The sequence below is a fragment of the Sphingobium sp. B2D3C genome (genome assembly GCF_025961835.1).
Lineage (GTDB): Bacteria > Pseudomonadota > Alphaproteobacteria > Sphingomonadales > Sphingomonadaceae > Sphingobium.
On the sequence record NZ_JAOQOK010000001.1, the window covers coordinates 2908866 to 2921201 of the forward strand.

Here is a 12336-nt window from a genome sequence, read left to right on the forward strand (position 1 = left end):
GTAGAGGCAGCGGCACGCCCGCGGCCTGCGCCCTTTGACGCCTCCATGACAGCGCCCTTGCCGGCGGTCGACGACCTGCGCGGCTATACCGCCTTCCTCAAGGCGCTGCCCTACCCGGCTGCACTGTTGACCCAATCGCCATCAGGCCTGCACGTTCTGGTCGGCAATGCGGAGTTTTTCAGCTTCGTCGAGGATCAGGCCGCCAACGAATTGCTCGACTGCGAGGACAGCCAACGCAGGCAGCGCAACTGGCGGCACCGCGCGCAGGCGATGTTCGATTCGCAGCGCCGCTCCGACCGCTTCGAGCTGGAATTTCATGACCGGCTCGGGCTGCGCGCCTACAGCTGCTCGCTGACCTGGGTGGAGGAAGACGATGCGCAGCCCGCCCGGCTGGTGCTCTTCACCGCCACGGACCGCACCAGCGAGCGCAATGCGGAAAGCACATTGCGCAAGGAGCTGATGACGGACAGCCTGACCTCGCTGCCCAACCGTATCGGCTTTGTGGAGCAGATCGAAGGCCTCGCCGAAAACGGCCGCCCGGCCGCCAGCAAGGCGACCTATGCGATCATCGGCTTCGATCTCGTGCGATTCAGCCGCATCAACGAATCGCTGGGCGCCATGGCGGGCGACGAGCTGATCATCACCGTCGCGCGCCGCGTCAAATCCGTGCTGCGCGCAGGGGACGTGCTGGCCCGAATCGGCGGCAACGAGTTCGCCATCTTCGCCCATGTCGGCCACGGCCTGTCCGAAGTGCTCCAGATCGCCGAGCGCGTGCGCAAGGCGTTCGAGGCACCCATCCGCCTCTCCACCTATCTCATCAACGTCGAGGTCGCGCTGGGCTGCGCGCTGGCGCAGGAAGACAGCGACGATATCGAGCGGCTGCTCCGGCAGGCGCAGGCGGCGGTGAAGCGCGCCAAGAAGTCCGGCGCGCTGGAAGTCTACCGGGCCAATGTGCTCCGCGAGGCGCTCAAGCGCTTCACGCTGGAGAACCGCCTGCGCGAGGCGATCGACAATGGCGAGCTGACCATGGTGTTCCAGCCGCTCATCAACCTGCAGACCGGCGCGGTGAAGGGCTTCGAGGCGCTCACCCGCTGGGAAGATTCGGTGCTGGGGCAGGTCTCCCCCAATGAGTTCATTCCGGTCGCCGAGGAATCGGGGCTGATCGTGCCGCTGGGGCGCTGGGCAATGTGCGAGTGCGTGCAGACCCTCGCGGATTGGGACAGGCGGTTCGGGGAAACCCTGCCGATCACCATGAACGTCAACCTCTCACCGGTGCAGATGGTGCGCGACAATGTGCCCCGCGCGGTGGAAGAAGCGCTGCGCTATGCCGGCATTGCCGGCAACCGCCTGATCATCGAGCTGACCGAAAGCGCGCTCATCGCCGACCCGGACAAGACCCGGCAATTGCTGGGGGCGCTGCAGGCGATGGACGTCACGGTGGCGATGGACGATTTCGGCACCGGCTTTTCCAACCTCGCCAGCCTCCAGTCGCTCCCCATCGACGTGCTCAAGATCGACCGCAGCTTCGTGACGGACATGATCGGCGACGCCGACAAGATCGCCATCGTGCGCGCCATCGTCAGCCTTGCAGGCGCGCTCGGCATGGAAACCACCGCGGAGGGCATCGAGACGCCGGACATGGCCGATGCCCTGCGCAAGCTCGGCTGCCATTTCGGTCAGGGCTATCATTTCGCGCGCCCCCTGCCGCCGCAGGAGGCCTTCCACTACTGGCTGGAGCGCAGCGCCGCCCCGACCATCTGACGCGCCATCTCGCGCGTCTCGTCCGGCGCGGGAAAGCCCCGGTCGATCCACGCTCTCTCCAGCGCCTGCAGTGTCCGCGCCACCAGCGGGCCAGCCGTCAGCCCCATCGCAATCAGATCGCCTCCCGAAAGCGGCAGGCGCGGCGCCTGCCAGCCGATCAGCGCGGGCGCGCAGTCGGGCGAAAAGGCCCGGCCCAGCAGCAGCTGATCGACCGCGCTGTCCTCGCCCAGGGCATAGGCCAGTGCCTGTGGAGTGGCCGCCGAGGTCGGGGTAGCCGCCGCGCGCAAACGCTGCCGCGCCTTGTTGGAGAGGCGCAGCCGTGCACCGACCTGATCGGCCAGCGCGCCATCGGGCGGCAGCAGCGCCGCCAGCCGGCGCAAGCCTGCGGGCGCGATGCCCGTCGCCTGCTCGGCGGCGATCAGCGCGCGCAAGGCGGCAACGCCGTGGGCATCGATCTCCGGCATCACGGACGCCAGCACTGCATCGCCCACCATCGCCGCGATCACGTCCGCCGGGTCGGGCAGACCGAGCAGCTTGAGCATCTCGTCCGCGACGCGCTCCCGTGAAAGCGCCATGAGGCTGGTCGCGTGCGCCACGCAGGCGCGATAATCCGGCGTGTCACGATCCAGCGTGCCGAACCGGGCCGTAAAGCGGAAATAGCGCAGGATGCGCAGATGATCCTCGGCGATGCGCTGATGGGGATCGCCGATGAAGCGCACGCGGCGAGCCAGCAGATCGGCGCGCCCGTCGAAATAATCGGACAAGGCGCCACTGGCGGGATCGGCATAAAGCGCGTTCATCGTGAAGTCGCGGCGGGCCGCGTCATCTCGCCAATCCGTGCCGAAGGCGACCGTGGCCCGGCGCCCGTCGGTGGAAACATCCCGGCGCAATGTGGTGATCTCAATCGGGCGATGATCGAGAATGGCAGTGATCGTGCCATGCGCAATGCCGGTCGGCACGGCGCGCAGGCCAGCGGCCTTCACCCGGCGGACCACCTCCTCCGGCAGATGGACGGTCGCGATGTCGATATCCTTGACCGCGATGCCCAGCAGCGCGTCCCGCACCGCGCCGCCGACGAAGCGGGCTTCGCCTTGGTCTGCGCCCAGCGCCTCGCAGAGCGCCAGCAGGCCCGGCCAGGCCCGCCATTCGGCATCGGGGAGCCGCTCGGGGAGGGGCGCGCTCATGCGGCCGCCTCGATGCGCCGGGCAAGGTTGACCAGCATCGCTGCCGTCACGCCCCAGATGCGGTGCTCCTGCCACAGAAACTCGTAATAGCTGCGGGTGCCGCCTTCCCAATCCACGGTGCGCAAGGCGCGGTTGGCGGGATCGAGCAGGAAATCGAGCGGCACCTCGAAGATGGCGTCAACCTCCGCCTCGGACGGCCGCAATGCCAGATCGGGCGGGACGATGCCGACAATCGGCTCGATCTCGAACCCCGTGCCGGTGCGGAAGCGATCCGATCGGCCCATCACCTCCACCGCTTCGGGCGGCAGCGCGATTTCCTCATGCGCCTCGCGCAGCGCCGCTTCCACCGCGTCGCGATCACCCGGGTCCAGCCGGCCACCAGGGAAGGCGACCTGCCCGGCATGGGCGCGCAGCCCTGCGTGGCGCAGGGTGAATATCATGCCCGGATCGGGGCGGTCGGTTACGGCGATCAGCACCGCTGCCGGCGTGAACGGCCCCGCCGGCTCGGGCCGGTTGCGATACAGGAAGAAATCATGGGTATGCGCCGAGTCGAATTCCGGCCGCAAAGAGGCGGTCAGCCGGTCCCGCCAGCTCATGCCGTCGTCTCCAGCGCGTGAAAGACGCCGCCGCTCCACAGGCCCAGAGGATCGAGCCCCTCCGCGATGGCAAGATCGGCCAGCGCATAATAGACCGGGCGGATCAGCCGCGCGCGCAGGCCAGCCTCCAGCCCGAGCGCGGGACGCAGCCCAGCCGCATTCTCTTCCATCCCCAGCGGATGGGCGCCGTCCGCCGTGATCCACTGCCCGGTCGCTCCAATGCGAAACCGCAGCGTGCGCGCCTGCCCTTCCCCGTCGCTCGCCACTTCCACCGCGAACAAAGGCGCGTCCTCGACCTCGATGTCGAGCATCTCGACCGGGGTCACCAGCACATGCCGCCCGTCCGGCTCGCGCCGCAGCAAGCGCGCGAACAGGCTCACCAGTTCGGGGCGGCGGATCTCGCGCTCCTCATGAAACCAGCGGCCCTGCGCATCGATTCGCATGGCGCTGTGCCCGCAGCGCGTGGGCGACCAGTCCATGACCGGATAGGGGCGCGCCGGATCGGCATCCTGCGGGACGCCGGCAATGGGCAGATCGGAACCGGGATCGAGAGGCGCAACCATGCGCTGCAGATAGGCAAGGCCAGCCGGCTTGGCAAAGGGCGTCTCGCACCCGTACCACACGGCGTCCGCCGCGATCAGCGCGCTCAGACCGCCGGCGTGGCCGTCGCCCCCGCCACCAGGGCCGTGCCGCGCGGGCCAAGACTGCCAGCGGAGGGCAGCACCATGCCGGGCGCCGCGCGGGTCAGCAAGCGGTGCCGCTCGACCGGACCGGGCACCGCCCAATCCCCCGTTGCATCGGCCGTAAAGCCCCAGAAGCGGCCATAATATTCAGGATCGCCGATCATCACCAGCGGATCGCCCGGATGCAGATCGACGGTTTCGATCAGCCGGTCCATCAGCGCACGGCCGGTGCCATGGCGCTGCATCGCTGGGACTACCGCGACCGGCCCGACCATGATCAGGGGTGTCTCGCGACCGTCCGGGCCGTGCAGCGCCACCGGCCAGCTTTGCAGCGTGCCGATCAATTGCCCGTCCGAATCGAAGGCGGCGAAGGAGAGGTCCGTGAACCAGGCCATGCCCAGGCGGATGCGATAGGCCGTGCGGCCGTGGCGCGCCGGACCAAATGCCGCATCGAGCAACGCGGTGATGGCCGCGTCTCCGGTTCCTGCCAGCTCGCCGATCCGTGTCACCGCTTGCCGTCCGCCTTCCAAGCGGGCAATAGCGCCCGAGGCGGCGGCCTTTAGCGCTTCACGCCCAAATGAAAAGGGTTATTCGAGGCTATGATGGCGGGACGCGAGGCGGGAATGCCAGGAACGGGAGGGCACAGCGCCAATCCGGCAAACGGCGTGAATCCCATGGATGACATGCTGCTGCTCGAGATTGAGGATCTTGAGGTGGATGTGCTGACCGGCATCTATTCCGAGGAAACCCATCTGCCGCAGCCGCTGCGAATCAGCATTCGCGCCCTGCTCGAGCATCGCAGCCATTACGAGCCGAATACGCCGCTCAGCACGTCCAAAAACTATATGGACCTCAAGCATGCGGCGACCACGGCGATCACGCGCGGCCAGCACTTCATGCTGGTCGAGGCCGTGGCCGATCACATCATCGACACCATCTTCCTGCAGGACCGCAAGGCGCGCCACGTGACGGTGAAGATCGTCAAGCTGGCCCTCTCCGAGCGGAACGAGAAGATCGGCATCACCCTCTCCCGCTGGCGGAAATAGGGTTCGCAGACCCACATTCCTCCGCCCGTTCGTGTCGAGCGAAGTCGAGACACGTTAGAACAGCGCTCGCGTGTCTCGACTTCAGCTTGCAGCTGAAGTTTATCCTGAGCGCCCGCCCTGCGGGCAGTCGAAGGGCTCGACACGAACGGGATGTGCTTGGTGAAAACCTAACCCTTCTTCAGCCCAATCTCGCGCAGCCGCTCGTGCAGATAGTCATGCGCGCTGATCGGCGGTTCACGCAGCGGATTTTCCGCGCTCACGCATTGCGGCAGCGCCTCGATCATCACGTCCGGCTCCAGATGCAGGAAGAAAGGCATGGAATAGCGCGGGATGTGCCGGCGCTCGGGCGGCGGATTGACGACGCGGTGGCTGGTCGAGGGCAGCACATGATTGGTCAGCCGCTGCAGCATATCGCCGACATTGATGACCAGCGCGCCAGCGGGCGGTGTGGCCGGAATCCACTCACCCTCGCGCGTCAGCAGCTGCAGCCCGCCTTCCTCGGCGCCGAGCAGCAGGGTGATGAGGTTGATGTCCTCGTGCGCGCCGGCGCGAATGCCCGGCGCCTGCGCGGAGACGGGCGGATAATGCAGCAGCCGCAGGATGGAATTGCCCTCGTCGATCTTGGCGTCGAACCAGTCGGGCGCCAGGCCGAGATGGCGCGCGACGCCGGAGAGGATGCGCGCGCCCACGGCATCGAACGCCGCGAACAGCGCTGTAAAAGTCTCCTCGAACCCCGCGATCTCGTCCGGCCAGATGTTGGGCGGCATATCGGCGGCGAGGGGATGACCGGCCGGCAGGGCGCGGCCGACATGCCAGAATTCCTTGAGGTCGTTCTCGCTGGCGCCCTTGGCGACCTCTGTCCCGAACGCCGTGTACCCGCGCTGTCCCGCGCCGCCGGGCACGAGATAGGTGCGCTTGACCGGATCGGGCAGCGCGAAGAACGCCTTTGCCAGCGCCCAGCCCCGCGCCACGAGGTCCGGGTCCATCCCATGATCGGTGACGATGGCGAAGCCATATTCGCGGAAGCTGCTGCCGATCGCATCGGCGAAATCCTGCGGCGAGAGGCGCGCGAGCGAGAGAGTGGGGACATGCCCCAGCGGATCGGATGACGTCATGACGGTCTCACTCGAACGTGAAATGATGATGCCTGACTAGGCGTTCGCGGCGGGGCTGTCACGCCGGGGCTTGGTGACAGCAAAGGCCTTGCACCCCGCAGACCGGCATGGAATGGCGCCCGGGCAGGCTGGCAAAGGAGGATCGATCGCCCATGCGCTACTGGCTGATGAAATCGGAGCCCGATGTGTTCTCCTGGGACGATCTGGTCGAGAAGGGCCGCGCCGAGTGGGACGGGGTGCGCAACCATGCCGCCAAGCTGAACATGAAGGCCATGGAGGTCGGTGACCAGGCGCTGTTCTATCACAGCAATATCGGCGTCGAATGCGTCGGCATCATGGAGATCGTGCGCGGGGCCGAGCAGGACAGCACGGACGAAACCGGCAAGTGGTTCGCGGTGGAAGTCGCGCCAGTGCGCAAACTCGCCAAGCCGGTCACGCTCAAGCAGATCAAGGCCGATCCTGCATTTGCGAACATGGCTTTGGTGCGACAATCGCGCCTGTCCGTGTCGTCAGTGAGCGACGAGGAATTCCAGAGAATCGTTGATTTATCGGAGCAATAAGCATTTCCGATTGAATGCGCAGGCCACAACGATTGCAGTTTTTGCATCCATCGCCCGGCCTTTGCAATTGAACTTTGCTGCGTTGCAACACAAATGGCCTCCAGAGACCCGGGCGCTGCGCCCGATCAATTCCGGGAGCCACGACATGACCATTCTCAAGAAGATTTTTGCTGCCTACATCTCTGCCGCTGCCATGAGCGTTCCGTTCGGCGGCCTGTAAGCAGATGAGGCACGGCGCGACCCACTGAGGTCGCTCTGCTGCAAATCAAAAAGGCGACGCTGCAAGGCGTCGCCTTTTTTGTGCGCCTTTTTGCTGGCGAATCTGCGGCCGCTTCCCTACAGCGCAGAACAATGATCGGTCCGGCGCGGATTATCCCCGGACTTATCCACACTCATCCACAGTTTTGATCTCGCTCCCCGCATTGCAGCGGCGGATAATGCTTTGCACGACTCGATTCTCGTGAGACCATCAAGCCATAGAGAGACAGAAATGTTCTGTTAAATCAGGATGTTGAGTCGATCTTACGGACCAAGACCTCCGCGCGGCAACGTGCTCGGCGGATTGGTTCGGCCCGCCGCCAACCGCAGGATCACGCTTCCCCCGGGAACAGGATCGCGAGGCAGCGGGAAGGATGCAGGCTCTGCCGTCTAGGCATGATCCCGCATCCGCAAAGGCCGGCACGGCTTGCCCTTCGGGCGAGCCTCGCGCGGTCGATCCGAAGGCGGCCTGCCGCAGCCGGATCAGCACGTCGGACTTCCGCAAGGAACAGGACGTGAGGCGCACGATCTCACGGTCGAGAGCGTCGTGCCAGACGCCGGATGTCCCGGAGACGGGCTGGAAGGCGATGGCATCGTGGGGGCCGGTAGCGATGCCGGCCCCCATTTTCATGAGTCGCGTGCGGTGAAGACCCCGCGCGCCGGCCTTGGCTCAGGCCATCAGCGCCTCGGCCTCATCCAGCGTATCCGACAGGAGCTGGACGACGGCACGATAGGGCTCCGGCCCCGCCATGTTCAGCCCCGCCCGCTTGAGGATCTCGACCGGATAATCCGAGCCGCCGGCCTTGAGCACGGCCAGATAATTATCCCGCGCCTTCGCCCCGCGGCGCTTGATTTCACCGGCGAAATAGACGGCGGCGGAGAAGCAGGTGGCATATTGGTAGACGTAGAAGCTGTTGTAGAAGTGCGGAATATAGGCCCATTCATTGCCATAGGCCGGCTCCATGCCGACCTTCGGCCCATGGTAGCGCGCCAGCAGATCGGTGTAGAGCGTGGTGAAGGCGCCACCCGACAGACCATCGCCCGCCTCGGCCCGGTCATGCGCCACCAGTTCGAACTCGGCGAACATCGTCTGGCGGAAGAAGGTGCCGCGAATATTCTCCATCCGCTGGCCGAGATAGAAGAGCTTCTCCTCGCGCGTCTTGGCCTGCGACTCCATATAATCGAGCAGCAGCAGCTCGTTCAGCGTCGAGGCGATCTCGGCGGTGAAGATCGGATAATCCGCTTTCTCAAAGGGCTGCGCGGCATTGGCGAGCAGACTGTGCATGGCATGGCCCCACTCATGCGCATAGGTGCTCAGGCTCTCATATTCGTCGCTCAGGTTGAGCAGCAGATAGGGATGCACATCATAGGCGCTGGACTGCATATAGGCGCCCGGCCGCTTGCCGGTCCGTGGCCACGGGTCCATCCACCGCGCGGCCGTCGCGCGTGAGAGGGAGGCGGCATAATCGCGCCCCAGCGGCTGCACCGCCGCGAGCGTCAGTCGCCGCATCTCATCGAGCGAAAAGCGGCGCCCCGTTTCCACCAGCGGCGGGTAGATATCGTAATAATAGAGGTCCGGCAGCTTGAGCATCCGGCGGCGCAGCTCGAAATAGCGGTGAAGCTGGGGCAGGCCCTTGTTGGTCTCCGCCACCAGGGTGCGATAGACGCCCTCCGGCACATTCGATCCGGCGAGGGCCGACGCCAGCGCGGTGGGATATTTGCGCGCCTTGGCATCGAAGATATTGCCGCGGACCTGCGCCAGATAGGTCGCACCGAAGCTGTTGCGGAACTCCCCGTAGGTCTTCCAGAAGGCATCGAACACCGCCTTGCGATCCGCCCGCTCGGGCGCTGCGCGGTGGACGGTATAGCCCTGATTGTCGAGCTTCACTTTTTCGCCGGTGGACAGGGTGATGCTGGGCCAGAGGATGTCCGAGCTGCGCAACTGGTCCGAAATGTCGCCGGGCGCCGAGAGCACGGATGTTGCGCTCGCCAGCAGCCCTTCGCCTTCCGGCGAGAGGGTATGCGGCGCGCGACGCAGCATGTCGGCCAGCGCATGATCGAACCGATCGCGCAACACGGCATTCGCGGCGATGAACTGCTTGATCTTCGCCTCGCCAATGCTCAGCACTTCCGGCGCGATCCAGGCGCTGGCCTCGCTGAACGCGGTGAACAGGTCAACCGCCTGCCCCTGCTTCTCCTGGTTCGCAGAGACGCGCACATCTTCGTCGGCGCGCAGGCTGGCATAGACATAGACGCGCAGGATCTGCCGGTAGAGGTCGGACTGCATGGTGAAGGCCGCCGCGAGCGTCTCGGCACTTTCGCCAAGCCGCCCCTTATAGGCCGCCATGCCCTTGACCGCCTCGAGCGCGGAAAGGCGGGCGCTGTCCCACGCGGCATCGTCGGCATAAAGCGCGCTGAGATCCCAGGTGAGATCGCGGTTTGAGGCGGTTTGCGCGGCAAGCGAAGCGGGCGCCAGCGCGGCGAGGCCGGCGAGGGCGGCGGCGGCCACGGCTTCGCGGCGGGAAAGGTCGGTCATGCGGTCATCCTGATCGGGCGCCGCGGAACAGGCAGCGCCAGGTTGCGATGTCCTACTGTGTCGGCATTGCGCGCCGATGGGAAGATGCTTGTGCGAAACCGGCGGCGCCCGCACGGCCCGCCGTTGCCCAAAGGAAAAGGCCGCCGGTTTCCCGACGGCCTTCCCTGATACCAAAACGGTGAACTTCTTAGAAGTCCATGCCGCCCATGCCACCCATGCCGCCGGGCATGCCAGCCGGAGCCGAGGACTTGTCCTCGGGCAGCTCGGCAATGGTCGCCTCGGTGGTGATGAGCAGACCGGCAACCGAAGCCGCGTCCTGCAGAGCCGCGCGCACAACCTTGGTCGGGTCGATCACGCCGGCTTCCACCAGGTTCTCATAGACGTCGGTCGAAGCGTTGAAGCCCCGGGTCTCGTCATTTTCGCGCAGCAGGTTGCCAGCGACGACGGCACCGTCGAAGCCCGCATTCTGGGCGATCTGACGCAGCGGCGCTTCGATGGCCTTGCGGATGATGTCGATGCCGCGGGTCTGGTCGTCATTGACGCCCTTGAGGCCGGCCAGCGCCTTGGTGGCGTACAGCAGAGCCGTACCACCGCCGGGGACAATGCCTTCCTCGACAGCCGCGCGGGTGGCGTGCAGCGCATCGTCAACGCGATCCTTGCGCTCCTTCACCTCGACCTCGGACGCACCGCCAACCTTGATGACGGCCACGCCGCCAGCCAGCTTGGCCAGACGCTCCTGCAGCTTCTCGCGGTCGTAGTCGGACGTGGTCGTCTCGATCTGCGCGCGGATCTGCTCGGTGCGGCCCTTGATGGCATCCGCATCGCCAGCGCCATCGACGATGGTGGTGTTGTCCTTGTCGATGGTGACGCGCTTGGCGGTGCCGAGCATGCCGACCGTGACGTTCTCGAGCTTGATGCCGAGATCCTCGGAGATCACCTCGCCCTTGGTCAGGACGGCGATGTCTTCCAGCATGGCCTTGCGACGGTCACCGAAGCCCGGCGCCTTCACGGCAGCGACCTTCAGGCCACCACGCAGCTTGTTGACGACGAGCGTGGCCAGAGCCTCACCCTCGATATCCTCGGCGATGATGAGCAGCGGACGACCCGACTGCACCACGGCCTCCAGGATGGGAAGCAGCGCCTGCAGCGAGGAGAGCTTCTTCTCGTGGATGAGGATGTAGGGGTCAGCCAGCTCGACCTGCATCTTCTCGGGATTGGTGATGAAGTAGGGCGAGAGGTAGCCGCGGTCGAACTGCATGCCTTCCACGACGTCCAGCTCGAAATCGAGGCCCTTGGCTTCCTCGACCGTGATCACGCCTTCCTTGCCGACCTTTTCCATAGCCTCAGCGATCTTCTCGCCGACTTCGGTGTCGCCGTTGGCGGAGATGATGCCGACCTGGGCGATTTCCTTGTTGCCGGAAACGGCCTTGGAGCGGGCCTTGAGGTCCTCGACCACCTTGGTCACCGCGAGGTCGATGCCGCGCTTGAGGTCCATCGGGTTCATGCCGGCCGCAACCGACTTCATGCCCTCGCGCACGATCGCCTGGGCGAGAACGGTCGCGGTGGTGGTGCCGTCACCGGCAATGTCGTTGGTCTTCGAGGCCACTTCGCGCACCATCTGGGCGCCCATGTTCTCGAACTTGTCCTTGAGCTCGATTTCCTTGGCGACCGACACACCGTCCTTGGTGATGCGGGGGGCGCCGAAGCTCTTGTCGATCACGACGTTACGGCCCTTGGGACCGAGGGTGACCTTCACTGCATCGGCGAGAATGTCCACGCCGCGCAGGATGCGCTCACGGGCATCGCGGGAAAATTTGACGTCCTTGGCTGCCATGTTGCTAGTCCTTCCTTGAATTCAACGGAGTGCGAGAATCAGGCGATGACGCCCAGAATGTCGCTTTCCTTCATGATGAGCAGGTCTTCACCGTCGACCTTGACCTCGGTGCCGGACCACTTGCCGAACAGCACGCGGTCACCGGCCTTGACGTCGAGCGGCGTCACCTTGCCGTCTTCCGCCTTGGCGCCCGTACCCACGGAGACGATCTCGCCTTCCTGCGGCTTTTCCTTGGCGCTGTCGGGAATGATGATGCCACCGGCAGTCTTCTCATCGGCTTCGATGCGGCGAACGAGCACGCGGTCGTGCAGCGGACGAAATCCCATTATCCAAGTCCTTTCCATAGCGGCGGGCGCTGTCGCTCTCCGATGGATCGCCCGGCCGGCCCTTGCCGAAGCCTGCGCGCCCCCCGGATACCGACTCCGGCACCCCGCCTGTGAAACACTGTGTTAGCACTGTCAGCGAGTGAGTGCTAACGGCCGCCATATGGGTCGGTCGAACCCCACGTCAAGGCGCAGTGCAGCAAAAAACTATTCGTTCTTTTGCCCGCGCGGTGGACCGTTCGGCGTTCTCGGCCGTTGGACGGTATCGCGTCGAAGGCGTCGCGATCCATCGATGACGGTCACTCATCCGCCTCAAGGACCGGCTGAACGCCCCTAAATGATATTGCGAACTAATCGCAAAGAAAAGCCGGAATCTGGCCCGATCGTCATTGAACGGTAAGGAAATTGGGCCTATGGGCGCCTCATCGACCACCGCGCAA

General features: G+C 65.5%; 12 protein-coding genes. 4 read left to right on the forward strand and 8 right to left on the reverse strand.

Translation table 11 applies throughout. The annotated features are described in order from the left end of the window. The first annotated feature begins 45 nt into the window (after nucleotides 1-45). Nucleotides 46-1761 (forward strand): putative bifunctional diguanylate cyclase/phosphodiesterase, encoded by a 1716-nt coding sequence (locus M2339_RS13410; RefSeq protein WP_264576906.1) that lies wholly within the window; start codon nucleotides 46-48, stop codon nucleotides 1759-1761. On the opposite strand, the gene M2339_RS13415 is transcribed toward M2339_RS13410, so the two are convergent. The 4 genes from M2339_RS13415 to M2339_RS13430 all read right to left on the reverse strand — a co-directional run bounded on the left by M2339_RS13415 (nucleotide 1725) and on the right by M2339_RS13430 (nucleotide 4733). After that, a complete protein-coding gene (locus M2339_RS13415) occupies nucleotides 1725-2945 on the reverse strand; it encodes a CCA tRNA nucleotidyltransferase (protein ID WP_264588254.1) in 1221 nt (406 codons plus the stop codon). The two genes, M2339_RS13410 and M2339_RS13415, sit on opposite strands and share 37 nt — an antisense overlap. Further along, a complete protein-coding gene (locus tag M2339_RS13420; protein ID WP_264571538.1) occupies nucleotides 2942-3541 on the reverse strand; it encodes a CoA pyrophosphatase in 600 nt (199 codons plus the stop codon). Before M2339_RS13420 ends, M2339_RS13415 begins: the two co-directional genes overlap by 4 nt. Continuing rightward, nucleotides 3538-4104 carry a DUF1285 domain-containing protein gene (locus M2339_RS13425; RefSeq protein WP_264606389.1) on the reverse strand — a complete coding sequence of 189 codons (567 nt, stop codon included), beginning with the start codon at nucleotides 4102-4104 and terminating at the stop codon, nucleotides 3538-3540. Before M2339_RS13425 ends, M2339_RS13420 begins: the two co-directional genes overlap by 4 nt. A gap of 83 nt (nucleotides 4105-4187) precedes the next feature. Further along, complete coding sequence (locus M2339_RS13430) at nucleotides 4188-4733, reverse strand: GNAT family N-acetyltransferase (RefSeq protein ID WP_264588252.1); 546 nt, start codon at nucleotides 4731-4733, stop codon at nucleotides 4188-4190. 165 nt (nucleotides 4734-4898) lie between these two features. Here M2339_RS13430 and M2339_RS13435 point away from each other — a divergent pair, with 165 nt between their 5' ends. Next, nucleotides 4899-5270 carry a dihydroneopterin aldolase gene (locus M2339_RS13435; RefSeq protein WP_181560925.1) on the forward strand — a complete coding sequence of 124 codons (372 nt, stop codon included), beginning with the start codon at nucleotides 4899-4901 and terminating at the stop codon, nucleotides 5268-5270. A gap of 167 nt (nucleotides 5271-5437) precedes the next feature. Here the strand turns inward: M2339_RS13435 and M2339_RS13440 are convergent, their stop codons facing one another. Further along, entirely contained in the window at nucleotides 5438-6385 is a 948-nt protein-coding gene (locus tag M2339_RS13440) for an isopenicillin N synthase family dioxygenase (protein WP_264588251.1), read from the reverse strand. Between the two features lie 152 nt (nucleotides 6386-6537). On the opposite strand from M2339_RS13440, the gene M2339_RS13445 reads away from it, so the two are divergent. Both M2339_RS13445 and M2339_RS13450 read left to right on the forward strand, forming a co-directional pair. Then, nucleotides 6538-6945 carry an EVE domain-containing protein gene (locus M2339_RS13445; RefSeq protein WP_181560927.1) on the forward strand — a complete coding sequence of 136 codons (408 nt, stop codon included), beginning with the start codon at nucleotides 6538-6540 and terminating at the stop codon, nucleotides 6943-6945. Between the two features lie 10 nt (nucleotides 6946-6955). Beyond that, on the forward strand, nucleotides 6956-7165 hold the full coding sequence (locus M2339_RS13450; protein WP_264588250.1) for a hypothetical protein: 210 nt from the start codon (nucleotides 6956-6958) through the stop codon (nucleotides 7163-7165). 708 nt (nucleotides 7166-7873) lie between these two features. On the opposite strand, the gene pepF is transcribed toward M2339_RS13450, so the two are convergent. The 3 genes from pepF to groES form a co-directional block, all read right to left on the reverse strand. Then, nucleotides 7874-9739, reverse strand: a complete 1866-nt coding sequence (pepF, locus tag M2339_RS13455; protein ID WP_264606390.1) for an oligoendopeptidase F — start codon at nucleotides 9737-9739, stop codon at nucleotides 7874-7876. A 187-nt stretch (nucleotides 9740-9926) separates the two neighbouring features. Next, entirely contained in the window at nucleotides 9927-11573 is a 1647-nt protein-coding gene (gene groL, locus M2339_RS13460) for a chaperonin GroEL (protein ID WP_181560931.1), read from the reverse strand. A gap of 38 nt (nucleotides 11574-11611) precedes the next feature. Continuing rightward, entirely contained in the window at nucleotides 11612-11899 is a 288-nt protein-coding gene (gene groES, locus M2339_RS13465; RefSeq protein WP_181560932.1) for a co-chaperone GroES, read from the reverse strand. Nucleotides 11900-12336: the final 437 nt, after the last annotated feature.

Bases quoted from the DNA above. Each gene is read 5' to 3' on its own strand.
- M2339_RS13440 (WP_264588251.1), bottom strand. From the start codon at position 6,385: ATGACGTCATCCGATCCGCTGGGGCATGTCCCCACTCTCTCGCTCGCG.
- M2339_RS13425 (WP_264606389.1), bottom strand. From the start codon at position 4,104: ATGGTTGCGCCTCTCGATCCCGGTTCCGATCTGCCCATTGCCGGCGTC.
- pepF (WP_264606390.1), bottom strand. From the start codon at position 9,739: ATGACCGACCTTTCCCGCCGCGAAGCCGTGGCCGCCGCCGCCCTCGCC.
- M2339_RS13435 (WP_181560925.1), top strand. From the start codon at position 4,899: ATGGATGACATGCTGCTGCTCGAGATTGAGGATCTTGAGGTGGATGTG.
- groL (WP_181560931.1), bottom strand. From the start codon at position 11,573: ATGGCAGCCAAGGACGTCAAATTTTCCCGCGATGCCCGTGAGCGCATC.
- M2339_RS13410 (WP_264576906.1), top strand. From the start codon at position 46: ATGACAGCGCCCTTGCCGGCGGTCGACGACCTGCGCGGCTATACCGCC.
- M2339_RS13445 (WP_181560927.1), top strand. From the start codon at position 6,538: ATGCGCTACTGGCTGATGAAATCGGAGCCCGATGTGTTCTCCTGGGAC.
- groES (WP_181560932.1), bottom strand. From the start codon at position 11,899: ATGGGATTTCGTCCGCTGCACGACCGCGTGCTCGTTCGCCGCATCGAA.
- M2339_RS13415 (WP_264588254.1), bottom strand. From the start codon at position 2,945: ATGAGCGCGCCCCTCCCCGAGCGGCTCCCCGATGCCGAATGGCGGGCC.
- M2339_RS13420 (WP_264571538.1), bottom strand. From the start codon at position 3,541: ATGAGCTGGCGGGACCGGCTGACCGCCTCTTTGCGGCCGGAATTCGAC.